This window comes from Streptomyces sp. DT224, assembly GCF_049844595.1.
Classification (GTDB): Bacteria; Actinomycetota; Actinomycetes; order Streptomycetales; family Streptomycetaceae; genus Streptomyces.
Map to the genome: position 1 here is coordinate 496,893 of NZ_JBNCLI010000006.1, position 20,859 is coordinate 517,751.

23 protein-coding genes and 1 rRNA gene are annotated in these 20,859 nt (G+C 71.5%); 7 read left to right on the forward strand and 17 right to left on the reverse strand.

Annotation, left to right across the window (positions count from 1 at the left end; all coding sequences use genetic code 11):
- The first annotated feature begins 292 nt into the window (after nt 1–292).
- Nucleotides 293–1,003 carry a DUF4232 domain-containing protein gene (locus tag ACLQ2N_RS18115; RefSeq protein WP_425814147.1) on the forward strand — a complete coding sequence of 237 codons (711 nt, stop codon included), beginning with the start codon at nt 293–295 and terminating at the stop codon, nt 1,001–1,003.
- On the opposite strand, the gene ACLQ2N_RS18120 is transcribed toward ACLQ2N_RS18115, so the two are convergent.
- Entirely contained in the window at nt 997–1,410 is a 414-nt protein-coding gene (locus ACLQ2N_RS18120; protein ID WP_425814149.1) for a DUF3224 domain-containing protein, read from the reverse strand. The genes ACLQ2N_RS18115 and ACLQ2N_RS18120 overlap by 7 nt on opposite strands.
- 90 nt (nt 1,411–1,500) lie before the next feature.
- On the opposite strand from ACLQ2N_RS18120, the gene ACLQ2N_RS18125 reads away from it, so the two are divergent.
- Complete coding sequence (locus ACLQ2N_RS18125) at nt 1,501–1,872, forward strand: hypothetical protein (RefSeq protein ID WP_425814151.1); 372 nt, start codon at nt 1,501–1,503, stop codon at nt 1,870–1,872.
- A 35-nt stretch (nt 1,873–1,907) separates the two neighbouring features.
- Here the strand turns inward: ACLQ2N_RS18125 and ACLQ2N_RS18130 are convergent, their stop codons facing one another.
- Nucleotides 1,908–2,903: a MarR family transcriptional regulator gene (locus ACLQ2N_RS18130; RefSeq protein ID WP_425814153.1), complete on the reverse strand. Its 996-nt coding sequence runs from the start codon at nt 2,901–2,903 to the stop codon at nt 1,908–1,910.
- Between the two features lie 415 nt (nt 2,904–3,318).
- Here ACLQ2N_RS18130 and ACLQ2N_RS18135 point away from each other — a divergent pair, with 415 nt between their 5' ends.
- Both ACLQ2N_RS18135 and ACLQ2N_RS18140 read left to right on the forward strand, forming a co-directional pair.
- Nucleotides 3,319–3,534 carry a type II toxin-antitoxin system VapB family antitoxin gene (locus ACLQ2N_RS18135; protein ID WP_425814155.1) on the forward strand — a complete coding sequence of 72 codons (216 nt, stop codon included), beginning with the start codon at nt 3,319–3,321 and terminating at the stop codon, nt 3,532–3,534.
- The gene (locus ACLQ2N_RS18140) at nt 3,531–3,953 is read left to right on the forward strand and encodes a PIN domain nuclease (protein WP_425814157.1); all 423 of its coding nucleotides are present in this window, start codon (nt 3,531–3,533) and stop codon (nt 3,951–3,953) included. Before ACLQ2N_RS18135 ends, ACLQ2N_RS18140 begins: the two co-directional genes overlap by 4 nt.
- Before the next feature lie 16 nt (nt 3,954–3,969).
- On the opposite strand, the gene hemB is transcribed toward ACLQ2N_RS18140, so the two are convergent.
- From hemB to ACLQ2N_RS18170, 6 genes are all read right to left on the reverse strand, one after another.
- Nucleotides 3,970–4,965, reverse strand: coding sequence for a porphobilinogen synthase (hemB, locus tag ACLQ2N_RS18145; protein WP_425814159.1), 996 nt, complete (start codon nt 4,963–4,965; stop codon nt 3,970–3,972).
- Between the two features lie 109 nt (nt 4,966–5,074).
- Nucleotides 5,075–6,742, reverse strand: coding sequence for a uroporphyrinogen-III synthase (locus ACLQ2N_RS18150; protein WP_425814161.1), 1,668 nt, complete (start codon nt 6,740–6,742; stop codon nt 5,075–5,077).
- Nucleotides 6,739–7,701: a hydroxymethylbilane synthase gene (hemC, locus tag ACLQ2N_RS18155; protein ID WP_425814163.1), complete on the reverse strand. Its 963-nt coding sequence runs from the start codon at nt 7,699–7,701 to the stop codon at nt 6,739–6,741. Before hemC ends, ACLQ2N_RS18150 begins: the two co-directional genes overlap by 4 nt.
- Nucleotides 7,698–9,092, reverse strand: coding sequence for a glutamyl-tRNA reductase (locus ACLQ2N_RS18160; RefSeq protein WP_425814165.1), 1,395 nt, complete (start codon nt 9,090–9,092; stop codon nt 7,698–7,700). Before ACLQ2N_RS18160 ends, hemC begins: the two co-directional genes overlap by 4 nt.
- Nucleotides 9,089–9,856 (reverse strand): redox-sensing transcriptional repressor Rex, encoded by a 768-nt coding sequence (locus ACLQ2N_RS18165; RefSeq protein WP_425814167.1) that lies wholly within the window; start codon nt 9,854–9,856, stop codon nt 9,089–9,091. Before ACLQ2N_RS18165 ends, ACLQ2N_RS18160 begins: the two co-directional genes overlap by 4 nt.
- A 272-nt stretch (nt 9,857–10,128) precedes the next feature.
- The gene (locus tag ACLQ2N_RS18170) at nt 10,129–10,404 is read right to left on the reverse strand and encodes a glutaredoxin family protein (protein ID WP_093708273.1); all 276 of its coding nucleotides are present in this window, start codon (nt 10,402–10,404) and stop codon (nt 10,129–10,131) included.
- A gap of 107 nt (nt 10,405–10,511) precedes the next feature.
- Between ACLQ2N_RS18170 and ACLQ2N_RS18175 the strand changes: the two genes are divergently transcribed.
- The 3 genes from ACLQ2N_RS18175 (at nt 10,512) to ACLQ2N_RS18185 (ending at nt 13,931) form a co-directional block, all read left to right on the forward strand.
- Nucleotides 10,512–11,444, forward strand: a complete 933-nt coding sequence (locus tag ACLQ2N_RS18175; RefSeq protein ID WP_425814169.1) for an HAD family hydrolase — start codon at nt 10,512–10,514, stop codon at nt 11,442–11,444.
- Between the two features lie 287 nt (nt 11,445–11,731).
- Nucleotides 11,732–12,508 carry an ECF subfamily RNA polymerase sigma factor, BldN family gene (locus ACLQ2N_RS18180; protein ID WP_425814171.1) on the forward strand — a complete coding sequence of 259 codons (777 nt, stop codon included), beginning with the start codon at nt 11,732–11,734 and terminating at the stop codon, nt 12,506–12,508.
- A 223-nt stretch (nt 12,509–12,731) separates the two neighbouring features.
- Nucleotides 12,732–13,931 carry a DUF5667 domain-containing protein gene (locus tag ACLQ2N_RS18185; protein ID WP_425814173.1) on the forward strand — a complete coding sequence of 400 codons (1,200 nt, stop codon included), beginning with the start codon at nt 12,732–12,734 and terminating at the stop codon, nt 13,929–13,931.
- Nucleotides 13,932–13,958: 27 nt separating this feature from the next.
- On the opposite strand, the gene ACLQ2N_RS18190 is transcribed toward ACLQ2N_RS18185, so the two are convergent.
- From ACLQ2N_RS18190 to rrf, 9 genes are all read right to left on the reverse strand, one after another.
- Entirely contained in the window at nt 13,959–14,984 is a 1,026-nt protein-coding gene (locus tag ACLQ2N_RS18190) for a lysophospholipid acyltransferase family protein (RefSeq protein ID WP_425814175.1), read from the reverse strand.
- A 16-nt stretch (nt 14,985–15,000) separates the two neighbouring features.
- Complete coding sequence (locus tag ACLQ2N_RS18195; RefSeq protein WP_425814177.1) at nt 15,001–16,083, reverse strand: NAD-dependent epimerase/dehydratase family protein; 1,083 nt, start codon at nt 16,081–16,083, stop codon at nt 15,001–15,003.
- 136 nt (nt 16,084–16,219) lie between these two features.
- Nucleotides 16,220–16,318 carry a 30S ribosomal protein bS22 gene (locus tag ACLQ2N_RS18200; RefSeq protein WP_003948845.1) on the reverse strand — a complete coding sequence of 33 codons (99 nt, stop codon included), beginning with the start codon at nt 16,316–16,318 and terminating at the stop codon, nt 16,220–16,222.
- Between the two features lie 110 nt (nt 16,319–16,428).
- Complete coding sequence (locus ACLQ2N_RS18205) at nt 16,429–16,641, reverse strand: helix-turn-helix domain-containing protein (RefSeq protein ID WP_018104376.1); 213 nt, start codon at nt 16,639–16,641, stop codon at nt 16,429–16,431.
- 127 nt (nt 16,642–16,768) lie between these two features.
- Complete coding sequence (locus ACLQ2N_RS18210) at nt 16,769–17,584, reverse strand: phosphatase (RefSeq protein WP_425814183.1); 816 nt, start codon at nt 17,582–17,584, stop codon at nt 16,769–16,771.
- 96 nt (nt 17,585–17,680) lie between these two features.
- Nucleotides 17,681–18,853 (reverse strand): acetoin utilization protein AcuC, encoded by a 1,173-nt coding sequence (locus ACLQ2N_RS18215; RefSeq protein WP_425814185.1) that lies wholly within the window; start codon nt 18,851–18,853, stop codon nt 17,681–17,683.
- Entirely contained in the window at nt 18,822–20,024 is a 1,203-nt protein-coding gene (locus ACLQ2N_RS18220) for an MFS transporter (protein ID WP_425814187.1), read from the reverse strand. Before ACLQ2N_RS18220 ends, ACLQ2N_RS18215 begins: the two co-directional genes overlap by 32 nt.
- Before the next feature lie 42 nt (nt 20,025–20,066).
- Nucleotides 20,067–20,711 (reverse strand): HAD family hydrolase, encoded by a 645-nt coding sequence (locus ACLQ2N_RS18225; RefSeq protein ID WP_018104380.1) that lies wholly within the window; start codon nt 20,709–20,711, stop codon nt 20,067–20,069.
- A gap of 71 nt (nt 20,712–20,782) precedes the next feature.
- Nucleotides 20,783–20,859 (reverse strand): 5S ribosomal RNA (gene rrf, locus ACLQ2N_RS18230); the annotation flags it as partial.

Consider the following 20,859-nt stretch of genomic DNA (forward strand, 5'->3'; position numbering starts at 1 on the left):
CCAGGGACGTGGAATCTGCCCAGGTCACAGTACGCGCAGGCATTCCAGCATCCCCAATGGTGTGTCGGGCGTTGCGGCCGGAATCCGTCGTGCCACAAGCTCGGACCACACCGCAACGACCACGGGGGCCGACCAGTGCGAACCCTCTTCCGCATCGAGCTGGCCGATGCGCTGGCAATCGGGGTGGTGATCGTGACAACCGCGATCGTCCTACTCCTGATCTGCCGGAACTGACCACGCCGGCACGACCGAACACACCTCACCACCGAACACACATACGGGGAGTACCACCATGCGCAGCAACCGCATCCGCACCACCGTCCTCGCAGCGACCGCCGTGCTCGCCGCACTCTCGCTCACGGCGTGCGGCGGGGAAGACGGCACCGACGCGAAGAAGCCGGCCGCATCCGTCCAGGCCACGGGCGACGCGTCGTCGGCCACGCCGGAGAAGGACTCGACGACCGCCACGGACACCGAACCGGCCGCCGAGACCACCGGGCCCGCCGAGAAGCCCGCCGACAAGCCCGCGGAGTCCGCCGCCAAGCCGGCCTCCAAGCCGCAGCCCAAGCCGAAGCCCAAGTCCCCGGTCACCTGCACCGGGGCGAACACGAAGGTCACCGTCACCAAGGTGACCCGCCCGGTCAACCACCTGCTGCTCACGGCGATCAACACGGGCGACCGCCCCTGCTACGCGTACCACGCGCCGATGCTCCGCTTCGACGGTGCGCAGGCGGTGTTCCAGGTCCTGGGGAGCAGCAAGCCGCAGGCCGTGGTGACGCTCGCGCCGGGCCAGTCGGCCTACGCCTCCATCGGCCTGACGGGCGAGCCGAACGGCCGGAAGCCGTACCCGAGCAAGCACCTCGGCGTCACCTTCGCCGACCGCGCCGACGCGCCGCTCAACGGCTCCCCGGTCGAACTGACGCTGCCCGCCGCCACCTTCTGGGACGACAACGGCTTCGTCACGTACTGGCAGAGCGAGATGGACCAGGCGCTCGTCTACTGACCGCCCAGCTCGAAGTCGAACCAGATCCGATGCGTGCCGTCCTCATCGACGCGCATTCCGCCGCCCCCGCTGATCCCGGCGAGGGCGGCGGTCCCGCTTCCCGGCGCGATCGAGAAGAACTCGTTGGCCCGGTCCCTGCCGCTGGTGGCGGCCGAGTGCACGAAGTTGAACGTCCCCTCGTGCCCGGCGAGCGCCCCCTCGAAGGACTCCATGGCGACGTACGTACCGGCCCCCGACGCCTGGTCGAAGGCAGCGGTGAACAACGTCGTGGACCGCCCCGCCACCTCCCCCTCGAAGGTCTTCACCATGACCGCCACCCCGACGGGCAGCGCGGTGACGACCTCGGGCTCGGGCTTCAGCTCGGAGGGGACGAAGGAATTGACGGTGAAGGTGCCGGAAGCTCTCATAGGCCCGATCGTAGGGGCGGGGTACGACAGTTGAGTATCTAGGTAGGACAACTCATGTGCGGCCGTCGCACACCTGGTGGAATCGTGCCCATGTCACAGACGGATGCTCAGGACGACGCCCCGGACGACGACCAGGACGAGTTCCCCCGGAACACCTGGATCGCCTCGCTGACCTCGACGGTCATCACGCTCCCGGCCGTGTTCCTCGCGCTCCTCTACAGCATGCTGACGCCGATGGCCTGCGACTCGTGCACGGAGGCGGAGGGCGACCGCTTCGACGCGAGCTTCGGCCCGGCCTTCGTGGTCTCCTGCTGCGGACTCGCCCTGGGCCTCGGTGTGCTGCTCGCGAGCTGGGTGTGCGTGCGGAAGAGGCCGGCGGCCGCGATCCTCCTCGCCGTGGCCGCCCCCGTCACCGTCCTGTTCACCTGGATGCTCTTCACGGGCCTGGTGGAGACGCCGTAGGCCGCATGGCTCTTGGCTGGGTCCAGGCGGCGGGCTCAGCGCACCTTCAGCTGCTCGCGGAGCCGTCGCACGTGGCCTCGGACGTCGCACCCGGTGCCGGAATCCTCCTCAGGTGCCGGATCGGCGGCGAGGCCCCGGGTGCTCCGGTAGCAGGGGCCGCACAGTCCGTCGCGGAACACCTCGGCCTTCCCGAGCGCACCGCAGTCGGCGCACTCGACCATCAGGCGGGGCGCGGGCGTGTCCTGCGCGGCGGGAAGGTACGGAGGGAGCTTGTCGAGCAGGCGACGCCGGACGAAGCCCACGGGTGAGTCGACGGCTTCGGGAAGCCTGGCGGTGAGGGCGCGGGTGAGGTAGTCCGCGTCCACCCCGCGCGCGAACCACTGGGCGGCCAGCTGCTCCAGGACCGCGCAGTCGGCGGCGGAGAGCGCCAGCCGCGCATCGGTACGGCCCAGCCCCGCCAGGGCGAGGTACGCGGGCGACAGGCCCGGTGACTCCTCGGCGCGCTGCTTTGGCAGGACCGGGGCGGAGGGCGGGGGCTCCGCCGCCGGAGCCTCGATGGCCGTGGATTCCGCCGGAACCCACGGCGGCGGGCCCACGGGCGGCACGGCCGGCTGCGGGGCGCAGCGGCCCTCCTCGGCGGCGAGGAAGGCGGTCCACCACTCGTTGTCGCGGGCGGTGCGCGACCAGAAGGTGCGGGTCACCCAGCGGATGCCCTCGCCCTCACCGACCGCGCACCGGACCTGGCGCAGATGACCGGCCACGGCCAGGGCCCGCAGCGCGCTGCCGACGGCCATCTGCCCGTACAGGGGCTGGCACTTGGCCAGTGACTTGATGCTCATCGCCGCCCCGTCGGGGAGGCGGTCCACGTATCCGGCGAGGTACCGCTCCCGCTCGGGCAGGAACGCGAAGTCGTCGGCGGTGGGCGGGTTCTGGCCGGGAACGGCACGCTTTCCGTAGCCGGGACTGGCCTTCGGATACGGGGCGGAGCGAGCGGACGTCGGCAGGGCGGGGCTAAGGTCTTGGGCAGCCACGAGATCGTCTTTCCTTGTTTTGCGATCTTGAGGTGAGACCCCGGCCGGTGTTGGCACACCGCGTCGGGGTCGCTTGGTCTGGCGGCACCGTAAGCAGCCGCGACGCCGCGTCGCAAGTCGGTCACGAATAGTCACACTTGCTCGTCGTGACGGGGCAGGGAGGGTGGGGAGGTTTTCCCCAATCCCTTCTTTCACCTACCGGTTGTACGACATCGCTCGGATCTCGGAGCCCGAACCCCGACCCCCGATTCCCGAGCCCCGAGACTCGGGCGGAGCGCCCTCCCCGTACACACGAAGGAGGGAACAGACCCTTCCGGGACCCGAAACCCGGGACCCGAGACCCGAGCCTCCATCCCGACCCTGCCGCAGGTGACAGATGGGGGGTGTAGTTTTCACCACACTCGGGAGGTGCACCATGGCCCGGACAGTAATCGACCTCGACGACGAGTTGGTGGCGGACGTAGCCAAGGCCCTTGGAATCAGCACCAAGAAGGAGACGGTCAACACGGCCTTGCGCGAGGTGCTGGAGAACAGGCGGCGCGCACTGGCTCTGACCCGTCTGCGCGCAGCGGCCACCGAAGGCGCGTTCGATCTGGCGCTCTTCGAGGACAAGCGGAACTACCGACGGTGAACGCCGCTCTCTACCTGATCGATACCAGCGCGCTCGCCCGGTTCATGCGGACCGACGCGGAGCAGCACGGCTGGGACCAGGCTGCGGCAGCCGGGCTCATCGCCACGTGCCCCATCACCGAGCTCGAGTTCTTCTCCAGCGCCCGGTCCGCCGCCGACCGGGCACGCGGCATCGAGGACGTCCGCCTGATCTTCGGCTGGGTCCCGGTCGACGACCGAGCCTACGACCGGGCCTCGCAGGTTCAGGAGGCCCTCACCGAGCAAGGCAAGCACCGCGGCGCCGGTGCGGTGGATCTCGTCGTCGCCGCGACGGCCGAACTGCAAGGGCTCACCCTGCTGCACTGCGACCACGATTTCGAGTGCATCGCCTCAGTGACCGGCCAACCCCTCCAGTGGTACGGGCCCGAGCGGCGCACGTAGCCGAGGAACCCCGCCGTCAGCGGCCCAGCCGCTGCGCGACCTCCGTCGCCCAGTACGTCAGGATCAGCTGGGCGCCCGCGCGGCGGATGCCCGTCAGGCTCTCCATGATCGCCGCGTCGCGGTCGATCCAGCCCTTCTCGGCGGCGGCCTCGATCATCGCGTACTCGCCGCTGATCTGGTACGCGGCCACCGGCACGTCCGACGCCTCCGCGACCTTCGCCAGGATGTCCAGGTAGGGGCCGGCGGGCTTGACCATGACCATGTCCGCGCCCTCCTCGAGGTCGAGCGCAAGCTCGCGCAGGGACTCGCGGATGTTGGCCGGGTCCTGCTGGTACGTCTTGCGGTCGCCCTTGAGCGAGGAGCCGACGGCCTCGCGGAACGGGCCGTAGAACGCCGAGGAGTACTTCGCGGTGTACGCGAGGATCGAGACGTCCTCGTGGCCCGTCTGGTCGAGCGCGTCGCGGATGACGCCGACCTGGCCGTCCATCATGCCGCTCGGGCCCACCACATGGGCGCCCGCGTCGGCCTGGACCTGGGCCATCTCCGCGTACCGCTCCAGGGTCGCGTCGTTGTCGACGCGGCCGTCCGCGGTCAGCACGCCGCAGTGCCCGTGGTCGGTGAACTCGTCCAGGCACAGGTCCGACATGACGATGAGGTCGTCGCCGACCTCCTCGCGCACCGCGCGCAGCGCCACCTGGAGGATGCCGTCCGGGTCGGTGCCCGCCGTGCCCCGGCCGTCCTTCTTCTCGTCCAGCGGGACGCCGAACAGCATGATCCCCGAGACCCCGGCCGAGACCGCCTCGACGGCCGCCTTCCGCAGGGTGTCCAGGGTGTGCTGCTGCACGCCGGGCATGGCCGAGATCTCGACCGGGGCGTCGATGCCCTCGCGGACGAACGCGGGCAGGATCAGGTTGGCCGGATCGAGCCGTGTCTCGGCGACCATCCGCCGCATCGCGGGGGTCGTCCGCAGCCGACGGGGCCGCGAGCCGGGGAAGTTTCCGTACACAGTCATCCTTCGAGCGTAGACCCGCGCGCCCCACGCTCTTACCGACACCCGTGCCGGAAAAGCGGCGGGCCCGGCCGCCTCCGAAGAGGTGGCCGGGCCCGCGTCACAGCACCGCTCAGGTCGTCGTACGCCGCCTGCGCGCACCCGGACGCCGCTCGCTGGGCCGGGTCACCGGGTCACCGGCCTCCCGCGCCGCGTCCCGGCGCCGCGCGCCGAACTCCGCCAGCGCCTCGGCCAGCTTGTGCACCGAGGGCTCCGGCGACAGGACGTCCACCCGCAGCCCGTGCTCCTCGGCCGTCTTGGCCGTGGCGGGGCCGATGCACGCGATGACCGTCACGTTGTGCGGCTTGCCCGCGATGCCGACCAGGTTGCGCACGGTCGAGGACGAAGTGAAGAGCACCGCGTCGAAGCCGCCGCCCTTGATCGCCTCCCGGGTCTCGGCCGGCGGCGGCGAGGCGCGGACCGTGCGGTACGCGGTGACGTCGTCCACCTCCCAGCCGAGCTCGATCAGCCCGGCCACCAGGGTCTCCGTGGCGATGTCGGCGCGCGGCAGGAAGACGCGGTCGATCGGGTCGAAGACCGGGTCGTACGGCGGCCAGTCCTCCAGCAACCCGGCGGCGGACTGCTCCCCCGACGGCACCAGGTCCGGCTTGACGCCGAAGTCGATCAGCGCGGCGGCGGTCTGCTCGCCGACCGCGGCGACCTTGATCCCCGCGAAGGCCCGGGCGTCGAGCCCGTACTCCTCGAACTTCTCCCGGACGGCCTTCACGGCGTTCACGCTGGTGAAGGCGATCCACTCGTACCGGCCGGTGACCAGGCCCTTGACCGCCCGCTCCATCTGCTGGGGCGTACGCGGCGGCTCGACGGCGATCGTCGGCACCTCGTGCGGCACGGCGCCGTAGGACCGCAGCTGGTCGGAGAGCGAGGCCGCCTGCTCCTTCGTACGCGGCACGAGGACCTTCCAGCCGAACATCGGCTTGGACTCGAACCACGCGAGCTGGTCGCGCTGGGCGGCGGAGCTGCGCTCCCCGACCACGGCTATGACCGGCTGGTGCCCCTCCGGCGAGGGGAGCACCTTGCCCTGCTTGAAGACCTGGGCGATCGTCCCGAGGGTCGCCGTCCAGGTGCGCTGGCGCGTCGTCGTACCGCCGGCCGTGACGGTCAGCGGAGTGTCGGGCTTGCGGCCCGCCGCGACCAGCTCACCGGCGGCGGCCGCCACCGCGTCGAGCGACGTCGAGATGACGCACGTCGCGTCGCTCACGCCGACCTCGCTCCAGCAGCGGTCGGTGGCCGTACGGGCGTCGATGAACCGTACGTCCGCGCCCTGCGCGTCCCGCAGCGGCACCCCGGCGTACGCGGGCACCCCGACGGCGTTCGCGACGCCCGGGACGACCTCGAAGGGGATGCCGGCGGAGGCGCAGGCCAGCATCTCGGCGGCGGCGTTCCCGTCCAGGCCGGGGTCTCCGGCCACGGCACGGACGACCCGCCTGCCGCCCTTCGCGGCCTCCATGACAAGATTGGCGGCATCCCTGAGAACGGGTACCCCGGCGGCTGTTGACTGCGCGTCAACAACCGCCAGCTCAGGGGTGCTTACCCCTGCCCGCGCATGGCAGCGGACGACGCCGAGAACATCCGGTTCGGCGACAAGGACGTCCGCGCTCGCGAGCGCCTCGACGGCGCGCAGGGTCAGCAGTCCCGGGTCGCCGGGACCGGCGCCGAGGAAGGTGACGTGCCCTGCGGAGTGGACCGGAAAATCGGATGCGGCGGGGCCGGTGGGGCTCAAAGTGCTCGCTCCCCCATAAGACCGGCCGCACCCTTGGCGAGCATGTCGGCCGCGAGTTCGCGACCGATCGCCGCCGCGTCGTCGTGCGACGTGGGAACGGGACCGGTGGTGGACATCTGCACCAGCGAGGCACCGTCGGTGGAACCGACGACACCGCGCAGGCGCAGTTCGTTGACAGCCTGACCGTCGGCGAGGAGGTCGGCCAGCGCACCCACGGGTGCGGAGCAGCCGGCCTCCAGGGCGGCGAGCAGGGCACGCTCGGCGGTCACGGCGGCCCGGGTGTACGGGTCGTCGAGCTCGGCGAGTGCGGCGGCGAGGTCGGCGCTGCTCGCAGCGCACTCGATCGCCAGTGCTCCCTGGCCGGGAGCGGGCAGCACGGTGTCGACCGACAGGAAGTCGGTCACCTCACCGCTGCGGCCCAGACGGCTGAGCCCGGCCGCGGCGAGAACCACCGCGTCCAGCTCGCCGTTGTGTACGAACCCGATCCGGGTGTCGACGTTGCCGCGGATCGGAACGGTCTCGATGTCGAGGCCGTGGCTTCGGGCGTACGCGTTGAGCTGGGCCATGCGCCGCGGCGAGCCGGTGCCGACGCGGGCGCCGGACGGCAGCTCCGCGAAGGTCAGCCCGTCCCGGGCGATCAGCACGTCGCGGGGGTCCTCGCGCACCGGCACGGCGGCCAGCACCAGGCCCTCGGGCTGCGCGGTCGGCAGGTCCTTGAGCGAGTGGACGGCGAAGTCCACCTCGCCGCGCAGCAGCGCGTCGCGCAGCGCGGCGACGAACACGCCGGTCCCGCCGATCTGCGCCAGGTGCTCCCGGGAGGTGTCCCCGTACGTGGTGATCTCCACGAGTTCGACGGCGCGCCCGGTCACCTCGCTGACCGCATCGGCGACGTGGCCGGACTGGGCCATGGCGAGCTTGCTGCGCCTGGTCCCCAGTCGCAGGGGTGAGTTGTCGGTCATGACCGCCCTCGATTCGGGTCGTTCAGGTCTGCCCGGGAGACGGCGGCGACCGTCTGCGGGTCGAGGTCGAAGAGTTCGCGCAGCGCGTCCGCGTACCCGGCGCCGCCGGGCTCGCTGGCGAGCTGCTTGACCCGCACGGTGGGCGCGTGCAGGAGCTTGTCGACCACGCGGCGCACGGTCTGCGTGATCTCGGCGCGCTGCTTCTCGTCCAGGCCGGGGAGGCGTCCGTCCAGCCGGGCGATCTCGTCCGCGACCACGCCGGCGGCCATCGTGCGCAGGGCGACGACGGTCGGGGTGATGTGGGCGGCGCGCTGGGCGGCCCCGAAGGCGGCGACCTCGTCGGCGACGATGGTGCGCACCTGGTCCACATCGGCGGCCATCGGGGCGTCGGCCGACGCCTCCGCGAGCGACTCGATGTCGACGAGGCGCACACCGTCGAGGCGGCCGGCCGCCGCGTCGATGTCGCGCGGCATGGCGAGGTCCAGCAGCGCCAGGCGCTCGGGCCCGGTGGACTGGGCCGGGATCAGGCCGCTCGCCGGGTCGGGCACGTGGTCGAGGCCGAGCGCTCCGGCGACGGTCTCGGCGGTGAGCACGAGTCCGGTGGCGCCGGTGCAGGAGACGGCGATGTCGGCACGTGTCAGTTCGCCGGTGACCTCGGCCATCTCCACGGCCCGGGCGCGCACCCCCGTACCGCCGGGCTGGTTCAGGATCTCGACCAGGCGGTCGGCGCGGGCCCGGGTGCGGTTGGCGACGGCGATCTCGGCGACGCCGGCGCGGGCCAGCGTGGCGGCGGCCAGCGAGGACATGGAGCCGGCGCCGATGACCAGGGCGCGCTTGCCCTTGGCCCAGGCGGCGGTGTCGGGGCCGTCGGCGAGCTGTTCCAGGCCGAAGGTGACGAGCGACTGCCCGGCCCGGTCGATCCCGGTCTCGCTGTGGGCGCGCTTGCCGACGCGCAGGGCCTGCTGGAAGAGGTCGTTGAGCAGCCGCCCCGCGGTGTGCAGCTCCTGGCCGAGGGCGAGCGCGTCCTTGATCTGGCCGAGGATCTGGCCCTCGCCGACGACCATCGAGTCGAGCCCGCAGGCCACCGAGAACAGGTGGTGGACGGCCCGGTCCTCGTAGTGCACGTAGAGATACGGAGTCAGCTCGTCGAGACCGACGCCGCTGTGCTGGGCGAGGAGCGTGGACAGCTCGGCGACGCCCGCGTGGAACTTGTCCACGTCGGCGTACAGCTCGATGCGGTTGCAGGTGGCGAGGACGGCGGCCTCGGCGGCGGGCTCGGCCGCCAGGGTGTCCTGGAGCAGCTTGGCCTGGGTGTCGGCGGCCAGCGAGGCGCGTTCCAGGAGGGAGACGGGGGCGCTGCGGTGGCTCAGACCCACGAGGAGCAGGCTCATGCCGGCATCACGGCGGGCATGTCCCCGTCGGGTCCCTTCCGGCCGGTGGTGGTGGCGCGCACGGGCGGCGCGGCCGGGTCGGGCGCGGCATCGACGCCCTCCTCACCGGCCTTGCGCTGCTCGTGGAAGGCGAGGATCTGGAGCTCGATGGAGAGGTCCACCTTGCGCACGTCGACGCCCTCGGGCACGGAGAGGACGGTCGGCGCGAAGTTCAGGATCGAGGTGACCCCGGCGGCGACGAGCCGGTCGCACACCTGCTGGGCGGCGCCGGGCGGGGTGGTGATCACGCCGATGGAGACGCCGTTCTCGCTGATGATGCGGTCGAGGTCGTCGGCGTGCTGGACGGGGATGCCCGCGACGGGCGTCCCGGCCATCGCCGGGTCGGCGTCGATGAGCGCGGCGACGCGGAAGCCGCGGGAGGCGAAGCCGCCGTAGTTGGCGAGGGCCGCGCCGAGGTTGCCGATGCCGACGATGGCGACCGGCCAGTCCTGGGTGAGGCCGAGCTCACGCGAGATCTGGTAGACGAGATACTCGACGTCGTAGCCGACGCCGCGCGTCCCGTACGAGCCGAGATAGCTGAAGTCCTTGCGCAGCTTCGCGGAGTTGACCCCCGCCGCCGCGGCGAGCTCCTCGGAGGAGACCGTGGGCACCGAGCGCTCGGAGAGCGCGGTCAGCGCGCGGAGATACAGCGGAAGTCGGGCGACGGTGGCCTCGGGAATTCCTCGGCTACGGGTCGCCGGTCGGTGATTTCGGCCAGTTGCCACGGTGCTCCTGCGGGATGAGCGGGGCTTTAGGCGGCCGTATGTCCCAAGACCGCCCCGTCGAATGCAGGCTATGTCTTTGTGAACGCGTGCACAAAGATTGTGTCCGATTTGTCCGGTCAACGTGACCGGGGTCACGCACATCCGTCGCGCGATCCAGGAACCACGGATCGCATCAGCCCGTTGCAGGCCCGAAGGGGGCAAAGCGGTACACACTCCTCACGACTCCGCCCCCGAGACCACTCAAAACGCCCACGATGGTAACCGGGTTTCCCTCAGGAAAGCAGCGCGCTGCGCAGTCTCGCCGGGTCGACCCGCCAGAACGTGTGCTGTTCGTCATCCACGAGCACCACCGGGATCTGCTCCCAGTACTCCCGGTACAGCTCCTCGTCCCGGGTGATGTCCTTCTCCTCCCAGGAGGCGCCGGTCTCCTCGCAGACCGCCCGGACCACCGCGCGGGCGTCGTCACAGAGGTGACAGCCGGGCTTCCCCACCAGGGTCACCACGCGCTCGGCGGGGTTCTTCTTCCTACGACGCAGCAAGGCACTCATACCTCTCATTCTCGGCCCCCGTCCCGGAGCCCGCGGACACCAGGAGTTCACACCACGGCACCACGGTGGAACCGGAACGGCCGGGCCGACTGGCTATGCTCGACCGCATGGCCGCTCTTGGATGGCTCACCCCCCGCAGGCGTTCCGCCACGGCTCGCAGCGTGCTGGCCGGCGAGGCGGCGGCGGAGGCCGCGCGGAAGTCCTCGCTGGAAGCCGAGTCCGCCACCGAGGAGACCGGACCGGAGGAGCCCGAGTTCCCCGTCGTGGGCGACGAACGGGCCGCCGCCTTCTTCGACCTCGACAACACCGTGATGCAGGGCGCCGCACTCTTCCACTTCGGCCGCGGCCTGTACAAGCGGAAGTTCTTCGAGCGCCGCGAGCTCACCCGGTTCGCCTGGCAGCAGGCGTGGTTCCGGCTGGCCGGCGTCGAGGACCCGGAGCACATGCAGGACGCCCGCGACAGCGCGCTGTCCATCGTCAAGGGCCACCGCGTCTCCGAGCTGATGTCGATCGGCGAGGAGATCTACGACGAGTACATGGCCGACCGCATCTGGCCCGGCACCCGCGCCCTCGCCCAGGCCCACCTGGACGCCGGCCAGCGGGTCTGGCTGGTCACCGCCGCCCCGGTGGAGACCGCCACGATCATCGCCCGCCGGCTCGGCCTGACCGGGGCACTCGGCACGGTCGCCGAATCGGTCGACGGGGTGTACACCGGACGCCTGGTCGGCGAACCCCTGCACGGCCCCGCGAAGGCCGAGGCGGTCCGCGCCCTGGCGGCGGCGGAGGGCCTGGACCTGGCGCGCTGCGCCGCGTACAGCGACTCGCACAACGACATCCCGATGCTGTCGCTGGTGGGCCACCCGTACGCGATCAACCCGGACACCAAGCTCCGCAAGCACGCCCGCGCCCGCGACTGGCGGCTGCGCGACTACCGCACCGGCCGCAAGGCGGCCAAGGTCGGCATCCCGGCCGCCGCCGGCGTCGGCGCCCTCGCCGGCGGCACGGCCGCGGCCGTCGCCCTGCACCGCCGCCGCCGCTGACTCTCCGCGCCCGCGTACGTCAACCCGGCACACCCTTTTCACCGGCCACAACAGGTCGCCCCCGCAGACAGATTCCGAAGCAATTCGATCAACAAGCGGTCACGATGTGCGACTTGTTGCGTCGAAACGTTGGCACAGAAGCGACGCAATCGATGATTTGCGCAACTGGGCGTAGCGCGGCCTGTACGAAGCGTTATTCTCCTCAGACGCATTCCGGACCCGCCACTCACTACGACGAGTGATGGTTTCGCACTGCTCGTGATGGAAGCTCTGCCTCTGGGAGTCCCGTGTACCCACACGTCGGGGTTGACGCCTCGGGCCTGGCTACGCTGCGCGCGTCAGTAGCCGAACGCATGCGCGGCTTCGTCCCCACCGCGTACGCCGTACCCGCATTCGCCACCCCTGCACCTGCCGGCCCCTGCTATGCCCTGGCCGAACGCGCCGCGGCGGTCGGAAGACGCGGCAACCGCGCGGCGGCGACCGCCGCCCCCGTCCGGCGGCCCGCCGCCGACAGCGACAGCGCGCGCATGATGGAACTCGTCGAGCGCGCCCAGGCCGGCGAGGCCGACGCCTTCGGACGCCTCTACGACCAGTACAGCGACACGGTCTACCGATACATCTACTACCGCGTGGGCAGCAAGGCGACGGCGGAGGACCTCACCAGCGAGACCTTCCTGCGCGCCCTGCGCCGCATCTCCACCTTCACCTGGCAGGGCCGCGACTTCGGCGCCTGGCTGGTCACGATCGCGCGCAACCTGGTCGCCGACCACTTCAAATCCAGTCGTTTCCGGCTGGAAGTGACCACCGGCGAAATGCTCGACGCCAACGAGGTCGCCCGCAGCCCCGAGGACTCCGTCCTGGAGTCCCTCTCCAACGCCGCGCTCCTCCAGGCCGTGCGCCGCCTCAACCCCCAGCAGCAGGAGTGCGTGACCCTGCGTTTCCTGCAAGGGCTCTCCGTCGCCGAGACCGCCCGCGTCATGGGAAAGAACGAGGGCGCGATCAAGACCCTCCAGTACCGCGCCGTCCGCACCCTCGCCCGGCTCCTCCCGGACGATGCCCGCTGACGGCTCCCCGCCGGACCGGCCCCGGTGTCTCGTTTCTCACGCACTGGTCCGATCATCTTTCGTGCGTAACCCAAGTGCCGCGCCACTCGTTGTGCCGGTTGCAGGCCCCCTGTCGTCACACCATGTCCGCAGACGCTCACTCATTCGTGTGAAAGCGCTCAAGGTGTGCAACCTTCCGGATTCCCAGGGGAGTCGACCGTCATGACGAGAGGAGGTGCCGCCAGTGATCGCAAACGTCTCGGCACACCGGCGGGCGAACGCCTTCGCCCAGGCCCTGGAGGAGCAGTCGCTCCGCGGTGCGGCGGCCGTACAGCCCGAGGACCCGGCCGAACAGGCCGACCAAGGACCGCTGTTGGCCCTGGCGAACGGCCTCGGTGAGCTGCCGAAGCCGGAGTTGGACCCCGAGGTCAAAGTGGTGCAGCGAGCCCAGCTCGTCGCCGCCATGGAAGCCATGTTCGCCGAGGGGGGCGCGTCCGCGGACCCTACGGTGCCCGAACAACGGAGCAGGGGCAGCCACCGCGCCTCCCCGCTCCGCAAACTGCGCCCCAGATCCCGCTGGTCCAAGGGGCTCGCCGCGGGCGGGCTCACCGTCGGGGTGGCCGCCGGCGCCTTCGGCGGAGTGGCCGCCGCCAGCTCCGACGCCCTCCCCGGTGACTCGCTCTACGGCCTGAAGCGCGGCATGGAGGACCTCCACCTCGGCCTCACCCGCGACGACACCGACCGCGGCGAGATCTACCTCGACCAGGCGTCCACCCGCCTCGGCGAAGCCCGCCGGCTCATGGAGCGCGCCCGCTCGGGCCACCTCGACCACGAACAGCTCGGCGAGATCAGGCGCACGCTCAACGGCATGTCGCACGACGCCACCGAGGGCCACCGCCTCCTCCACGCCGCGTACGAACGGGACGGCGCCCTCGGTCCGATCCAGACCCTGGACTCCTTCTCCCGCTCCCACCGCGACACCTGGGCCGGCCTCCGCGACCGCCTCCCCGTCCAGCTGACCGACGTGGGCAACCAGGTCAGCTCGGTGTTCGACGCCATAGACGAAGAGGTCGCACCGCTCCAGTCGCTGTTCCCGCGCGCCCCGGAGAAGGGCCCCGAGTCCCGCGACGCCGACTCCACCACCGGCACCGACGCGGCCCCCTCCACCGACACGCGCACCCCGTCGCCCTCGTCCTCCGCCCGCCACGAGGACGGCGGTACGGGCTCCAGCAGCTCACCGCGCCCCTCGGACACCGGCTCCAGCCCGGCGGACGGCCTGATCGGCGGCTCCACGGACGGTCTCTTCGACCCGCCGTCCCCGGACGCGACCAAGCCCTCCGACGCGGCCCCCAGCTCGACGCCGACGCCGGACATCACCATCCCGCCGCTGCTCCCCGGCCTCATCGGCGGTCTCGGCATCGACGCCGAGGACGAACGCGGCTGACCCGGCCGCACGGTGCGGCGGCGGCCGTCAGAAGAAGACCGACCGCCGCTGCACCAGCAGCTTGTACAGCGTGTGCTGGATCTGCTCCCGCACCTGGTCCGTCAGGTTGAACATCAGCATCGGGTCCTCCGCCGCCTCCAGCGGATAGCCGTCCGTCGGGATGGGCTCGCCGAACTGGATCGTCCACTTCGTCGGCAGCGGCACCGCCCCCAGCGGCCCCAGCCACGGGAACGTCGGCGTGATCGGGAAGTACGGGAAACCCAGCAGCCGCGCCAGCGTCTTCGCGTTCCCGATCATCGGGTAGATCTCCTCCGCGCCCACGATCGAGCACGGCACGATCGGCGCCCCGGCCCTCAGCGCCGTCGACACGAAGCCGCCCCGCCCGAAGCGCTGGAGCTTGTACCGCTCGCCGAAGGGCTTGCCGATCCCCTTGAAGCCCTCGGGCATCACACCGACGACCTCGCCCTTGCGCAGCAGCCGCTCCGCGTCCTCCGCGCACGCCAGCGTGTGCCCCGCCTTCCGGGCCAGCTCGTTGACCACGGGCAGCATGAAGACCAGGTCCGCCGCGAGCAGCCGCAGATGCCGGTCCGCCGGATGGTGGTCGTGCACCGCGACCTGGAGCATCAGCCCGTCCAGCGGCAGCGTCCCGGAGTGGTTGGACACGATGAGCGCCCCGCCCTCGGACGGGATGTTCTCGATGCCCTTCACCTCGACCCGGAAGTACTTCTCGTACACCGGCCGCAGCAACGACATCAGGACCTGGTCGGTCAGCTCCTCGTCGTACCCGAACTCGTCCACGTCGTACTCGCCGGTGACCCGCCGCCGCAGGAAGGCGAGCCCGCCCGCGATCCGCCGGTCCCAGGAGCCCCGCCCGGACGCGCCGCCCCCGCCCGGGTCCTCGGCCTCAGGCGCGGCGTCCCGGGCGTCCGAGGACCCCGGCAGGGCGCTCACCGACCCCGTGCCGCGTACCGGGGACCGCCGGCGCGCGGCACGCGGCACGCCCCCCGGCCGCGAGCGGTCGTCGTCGAACGGAATGACCTTGGCATCCGCCATCGTCGCTGCGCTCCTCTTACCTGGCGCTCGGGGTCGTCGGGTGGGTGTCGTCGCCGGAGCCGGGCCCGGCGATCCGGGGCACGGCCGCGGCCACGCGGTCCACGGCCCGGCCCACCGAGCGGGGCGGCAGCAGCCCCGGCGCCCGGCTGCGGGCGAAGGCCGCGAACGTCTCCCCCGTCGTGTATCCGGGCGAGAACCCCAGCGTCTCGCGCATCTGGACCGTGGAGACCACCCTGCCATGGGTGAGCAGCCGGATCTGCTCCGGCGAGAAGTCCGTCATCCCGACCGCCCGAAGCGCCTGCCCGACCCAGGTGACGGCGGGCAGCAGCATCGGCACCGTCGGCCGTCCCAGCCGCCGCGCGCACTGGGAGAGCAGCAGCACCCCGTCCCCCGCGATGTTGAACGTGCCGCTGTTCAGCGTCCCGCGCCTGGGCTCGGTCGCCGCGATGGACAGGACGTCCATCACGTCGTCCTCATGGACGAACTGGAGCCGGGGGTCGTACCCGAAGACGGTCGGCAGCACCGGCAGTGACAGATAGTCGGCGAGCGGCGAGTCCGCGTCGGGCCCCAGGATGTTCGCGAACCGCAGCACGCACACGGCCACGTCCGGCCGGCGGCGGGCGAAGCCCCGTACGTACCCCTCGACCTCGGCCGCGTCCTTCGCGAAGCCGCCGCCGGGCAGCGACTTGGGCGGGGTGGTCTCGTGGAAGACCGCCGGGTCGCGGGGCGCCGAGCCGTACACACCGGTGCTGGACTTCACCACGAGCCGCTGCACGGCCGGGGCCTTCTGGCAGGCGCCGAGCAGCTGCATGGTGCCGATGACGTTGGTCTCCTTGACCGCCGTGCGCCCCTGGGCCCCGAGCGCGAAACCGCTGACGTCCAGGTGGACGACGGTGTCCACGCCGTGCTCGGCGAGCACTCTGGCGACGGCGGGCCCGCGGATGTCCGCCCGCACGAAGACGGCGTCGCCCAGCTCGTGCTCCGGCTCCACCGCGTCGAGGGCGACCACCCGCTCCACGTCCGGATCGCGCTGGACACGCCGGACGAAACGGCCGCCCAGCTGCCGGGCCGCTCCCGTGACGAGCACGACCTTCCCCAAGATCAGCGCCTTCCGTCGGTCTCCCGTATTCGGTCGGTCAGGACGTCACCGTACCGGTGGACACCCCCCGCACACAGCACCGCAGCCCTCCCGCCGGGAACGGCGGAAGGGCTGCGGTCTCACGAACTGCGTTCGCTTACTTCTTGTTGCGACGCTGAACGCGCGTGCGCTTGAGCAGCTTGCGGTGCTTCTTCTTGGCCATCCGCTTGCGCCGCTTCTTGATAACAGAGCCCACGACTACCCTCGCTCACTTCTTCTTCACTGGTGCGGGGCGTCTGGGCCCACACGACCTACGTCGGCCTAGCCTACCCGCCACCGCGTGAGGGACGTAATCCGAGGGGAATGTCAGGCCGATGCCACCCCCACGAAGGACTCGCGCAGATACTCGTGAACCGCTTGCTCCGGCACCCGGAAGGACCTGCCCACCCGGATCGCCGGCAGATGACCGCTGTGCACCAGGCGGTACACGGTCATCTTCGACACCCGCATGACCGAGGCGACTTCCGCCACGGTCAGAAACTTGACCTCGCTCAGAGGACTCTCGCTGTCAGCAGCCATGACTCACCTGTACCTTCCGCACGAGACGCGCACCGGCTTCCCCTCCGGTGACTCTTCGTCGTTGTGCGCTCACTCCCCAGGTTAGGGGCGGGTGGTGCGAGTGGGGAAGAGGAGAGACGATCGGCCGCTACTGTGACAGACAGGCCCGATTGAGTACATAGCGCGTGAGTGGCAGGTAGTACGCGGACCGCACCGCGTCGTCCAGCGGAACGGCCACCGCCACCCGCCCCTCGGCCTCTCCGACGAACAGCGCGGGGTCGTCCGTATCGGCCAGCCCGATCGCCTCGATGCCCAGCTGACCTGCCCCGCAGACCCACCCGTGGTCCCCGACGACCAACTCCGGAACGGGCCCGCGCCCGGCCGCGGCGGCCTCCAGCGCGACCCGCACGGGCAGCGGCGAATGGGAGTGTGCGCCGGTGCCACCACCGGCCGCCCCCGCGCCGGGTTCACGCACCAGCGCGACACCCCGTACGTAGTCGAGGTTGTACGTGCGTACGCCAAACCGAGTCGTTATGTCGATACATCGGCCCTGCGCCGGGGTGAGGACAGGGCAGCCCGCCGACGACAAAGCGTCTGCCAGCGCCGCGTAGAAACCGATCAGCCGGTGCGGATGCCCCGTCCCGAACAGCACCGGCACCCGCCGGGCCGCCGCATCCGCCAGCCGTACGGCGAACGCGTCGAGCCCCGCCACCGTCCGCTCCGGATCGATGACGTCGGGCCCGGACACATGCGCGGGATCGTCCGAGACCCCACACCTGTCCGCCATCAGCGCCAGCAACTCGCGCTCGCCCCAGCCCCGTTCGGGGTCGAGGCCCAGCGTCACCCGGGGGTCCCTGGCCGCGAACAGCCGATAACTCCGCAGGCTCACCTCACGCGAGGTGGCCACGGGCCCGGCCAGCCGGGCCGCCAGCAGATGCGCACGCAGCGCTCCGGTGCTCAACACCCCACCGATGCTGCCCCACCCGGCCGGCCCGGGGGCCAAAAGCCCGATTACGCCCCACCGTCGGCGTAAACCGTGCTCGCCCCCGTAACCAACCCGTCAGGTGAGCAGCCCGCGCAGCGGGAACGCCGCCCGTCGCGTCGCGAGCACCGCCTGGTCCAGCCGGTCCGCCGGGTCGTACCCGTCCTCCCACGCCGACCACGACGGCGTCCGCCCGTCCGTCATCCGCGCGGGACCCAGCTGCCGCGTCCGCGCGTACACCTCGTCCCGCCACGACGACGGGATCACCGACTCCGGGTCCACCGGGGCGTGCGCGGCGATGCCCACCAGATGCGTCCAGGACCTGGGCACCACGTCCACCACCGCGTAACCGCCGCCGCCGAGCGCCACCCAGCGCCCCTCGTCGGCGTACGTGTGCGCCAGGTCGTGGCAGGCGGCCATCACCGAGCGCTGCGCGTCCAGCGACACCGCCAGGTGCGCCAAGGGGTCCTCGAAGTGCGTGTCCGCCCCGTGCTGCGTCACCAGCACCTGCGGCCGGAAGTCCGCCAGCAGCTCCGGCACCACCGCGTGGAACGCCCGCAGCCACCCCGCGTCCCCGGTCCCGGCCGGCAGCGCCACGTTGACCGCCCCGCCCTCGCCGCTCCCCGCACCGGTCTCCTCAGGCCAGCCGGTCTGCGGGAACAGGGTGCGCGGGTGCTCGTGCAGGGAGACCGTCAGGACACGGGGGTCCTCCCAGAAGGCGGCCTGCACGCCGTCGCCGTGATGGACGTCGACGTCGATGTACGCGACGCGCTCGGCGCCCAGCTCCAGGAGCCGGGCGATGGCGAGCGCCGGGTCGTTGTAGACGCAGAAGCCGGCCGCGCCGCCGGGCATCGCGTGGTGCAGCCCGCCGGTGAAGTTCACGGCGTGCCGGGTCTCGCCGCGCCAGACCGCCTCGGCGGCGGCCACGGACTGCCCGGCGATCAGCGCGGACACCTCGTGCATCCCGGCGAACGCGGGGTCGTCCACCGTCCCGATGCCGTAGTTCTGGTCGGCCGAGCGGGGGTCGGCGGACGCGGCCTTCACCGCCGCCACGTAATCGGGCCGGTGCACGAGCCGCAGCGTGGAGTCCCCGGCCGGCTTGGCGGCCACCACGTCGACCGCCCGGTCGAGGCCGAACGCCCGCACCAGGCCCATCGTCAGGGCAAGCCTGACCGGGTCCATCGGATGGCTCTCGCCGAAGTCGTAGCCCGTTACTGCGTCATCCCACATCAGCTGTGCGCGGCCGCTCATGCCCGCCACCGTATCGGGCGGGTTCCGCGCCGAACGACTTGGCGTACAGGAGCGTCGCCAGCACCAGCACCATCGGGACGAGCATCGCGCCGCGGTAGCTCCAGGCGTCCCCGAGCGCCCCGACGAGCGGGGAGCCGACGAGGAAGCCCACGTAGTTGAAGATGTTCAGCCGGGCGATCGCGGTGTCGCTCGCCCCGGGGAACATCCGTCCGGCCGCCGCGAAGGTCTGCGGCACGATCACGCAGAGCCCGAGCCCCAGCAGGGTGAACCCGAGCATCCCGGTCCACGCCCCGCCGGCCACGGCCACCACGGCGAACCCGCCCGCCGCCAGCACGGTCCCGCCCCGCACCACGGCCACCGCCCCGAACCGCCGCACCCCGAGGTCCCCGACGGCCCTTCCCAGCAGCGTGGTCACCATGTAGACGTTGTAGGGGACGGTGGACAGCTGCTCCGAACTGCCCAGCACGTCCTGGAGGTACTTCGCGCTCCAGTTGGAGACCGTCGAGTCCCCGATGTACGCGAACGCCATGACCAGGCACAGCGGCAGCAGCAGCCGGAAGGAGACCGCCCGCGCCGCCCCCTTCTCCGGCTCGGTTCCCGGCGTGCCCTCGGCGCCCTCGACGTACCACCGGCTCCCGGCGAACGCCGCGGGCAGCATCACCACGACCGCCGGAAGGTACGAGGCCGGCAACGACAGGTCCCAGTGCGCCCCGGCCCACGCCATCGAGGCGCCCGCGATCCCGCCCAGGCTGTACGCGGCGTGGAACCCGAGCATGATCGAGCGCCCGTACGCCCGCTGGAGGCTGACGCCCATCATGTTCATGGACGCGTCCAGCGCGCCGACGGCAAGACCGAACACCCCGAGCGCCAGGGCTGCGTGCCAGAGCTCGCTGCCGGCGCCGACGCCGAGGAGCGTGAGGAGGACGACGGGCTGCGTCCACCGCAGGACCACCCGCGGCCGGACCCGGGCGACCACCTTCTCGGTGAGCACACTGCCCACCCCGGCCAGGACCGGGACGGCGGCGAGGAACACGGGCAGCAGGCCGTCGGATATCCCGTACCGGTCCTGGATCGCGGGGATCCGCGTCACCAGCAGGGCGAAGGTCGCCCCCTGCACGAAGAAGCTCAACGCGAGGGACGCCCTGCCGTGCCGCAACCGTGCATCTGTCATGGCGGCGAGCGTAGGGCCAGTTTCTACCCGTGGGTAGACGCGTCAGGCAAGCAATTCCGGCAGCTGGCTCATGTCGGAGAAGTACCCGGTCACACCGGTCAGCCGGTCCGCGGGCATCATCGAGGTGAACCCGTAGACGTCCATGCCGGCGGCCCTGGCCGCCTCGACCCCGAGCGGGCTGTCCTCGATGACGACGCACCGCTCGGGCGCGACACCCATGCGCTCGGCGGCGAGGAGGAAGAGGTCGGGCGCCGGCTTGCCCCGGCCGACATCCTCGGCGCTGAAGATCCACTCCTCCTCGAACCACTGGTCGAGCCCAGTCTTCCGGTGGCTGACCCGGATGCGCTGGTGGCTGCTGGAGGAGGCGACGCAGTACGGGACGCCGTCGGCGACCAGCTTGCCCAGCAGGTCATCGACACCGGGGACCGGCTCCAGCTCTTCCTCGAACGCGGCGAAGATCCGGGAGTGGAGGGTGACGTCGAAGTCCTCGGGCAGCTTGGTCCCGGTCCGCTCCTGGACGAGGTCGTGGACGCGGTGCACGGCGGAGCCCATGTAGTCCCGCAGCGACTCCTCGTACGAGGTGGGGTGGCCCAGCTCCGTCAGGTAGCCGGCCAGGATGGTGTTGGAGATCGGCTCGCTGTCCACGAGCACACCGTCGTTGTCGAAGATGACAAGTTCGTAGCGCATGGCACGACTTTAGAGGGTCGGAACGCGAAAAAGCCCCGTGCCACAAGGGCACGGGGCTCTTCCAAAAAGGAGTTCGGCGGCGTCCTACTCTCCCACAGGGTCCCCCCTGCAGTACCATCGGCGCTGAAAGGCTTAGCTTCCGGGTTCG

Excerpts from the sequence above, each read along its gene's own strand:
- ACLQ2N_RS18175 (WP_425814169.1), top strand. The coding sequence starts at position 10,512 with ATGGCCGCTCTTGGATGGCTCACCCCCCGCAGGCGTTCCGCCACGGCT.
- ACLQ2N_RS18135 (WP_425814155.1), top strand. The coding sequence starts at position 3,319 with ATGGCCCGGACAGTAATCGACCTCGACGACGAGTTGGTGGCGGACGTA.
- ACLQ2N_RS18225 (WP_018104380.1), bottom strand. The coding sequence starts at position 20,711 with ATGCGCTACGAACTTGTCATCTTCGACAACGACGGTGTGCTCGTGGAC.
- ACLQ2N_RS18170 (WP_093708273.1), bottom strand. The coding sequence starts at position 10,404 with ATGAGTGCCTTGCTGCGTCGTAGGAAGAAGAACCCCGCCGAGCGCGTG.
- ACLQ2N_RS18125 (WP_425814151.1), top strand. The coding sequence starts at position 1,501 with ATGTCACAGACGGATGCTCAGGACGACGCCCCGGACGACGACCAGGAC.
- ACLQ2N_RS18215 (WP_425814185.1), bottom strand. The coding sequence starts at position 18,853 with ATGAGCGGCCGCGCACAGCTGATGTGGGATGACGCAGTAACGGGCTAC.
- ACLQ2N_RS18205 (WP_018104376.1), bottom strand. The coding sequence starts at position 16,641 with ATGGCTGCTGACAGCGAGAGTCCTCTGAGCGAGGTCAAGTTTCTGACC.
- ACLQ2N_RS18160 (WP_425814165.1), bottom strand. The coding sequence starts at position 9,092 with ATGAGCCTGCTCCTCGTGGGTCTGAGCCACCGCAGCGCCCCCGTCTCC.
- ACLQ2N_RS18220 (WP_425814187.1), bottom strand. The coding sequence starts at position 20,024 with ATGACAGATGCACGGTTGCGGCACGGCAGGGCGTCCCTCGCGTTGAGC.
- ACLQ2N_RS18190 (WP_425814175.1), bottom strand. The coding sequence starts at position 14,984 with ATGGCGGATGCCAAGGTCATTCCGTTCGACGACGACCGCTCGCGGCCG.
- hemB (WP_425814159.1), bottom strand. The coding sequence starts at position 4,965 with ATGACTGTGTACGGAAACTTCCCCGGCTCGCGGCCCCGTCGGCTGCGG.
- ACLQ2N_RS18120 (WP_425814149.1), bottom strand. The coding sequence starts at position 1,410 with ATGAGAGCTTCCGGCACCTTCACCGTCAATTCCTTCGTCCCCTCCGAG.
- hemC (WP_425814163.1), bottom strand. The coding sequence starts at position 7,701 with ATGACCGACAACTCACCCCTGCGACTGGGGACCAGGCGCAGCAAGCTC.
- ACLQ2N_RS18115 (WP_425814147.1), top strand. The coding sequence starts at position 293 with ATGCGCAGCAACCGCATCCGCACCACCGTCCTCGCAGCGACCGCCGTG.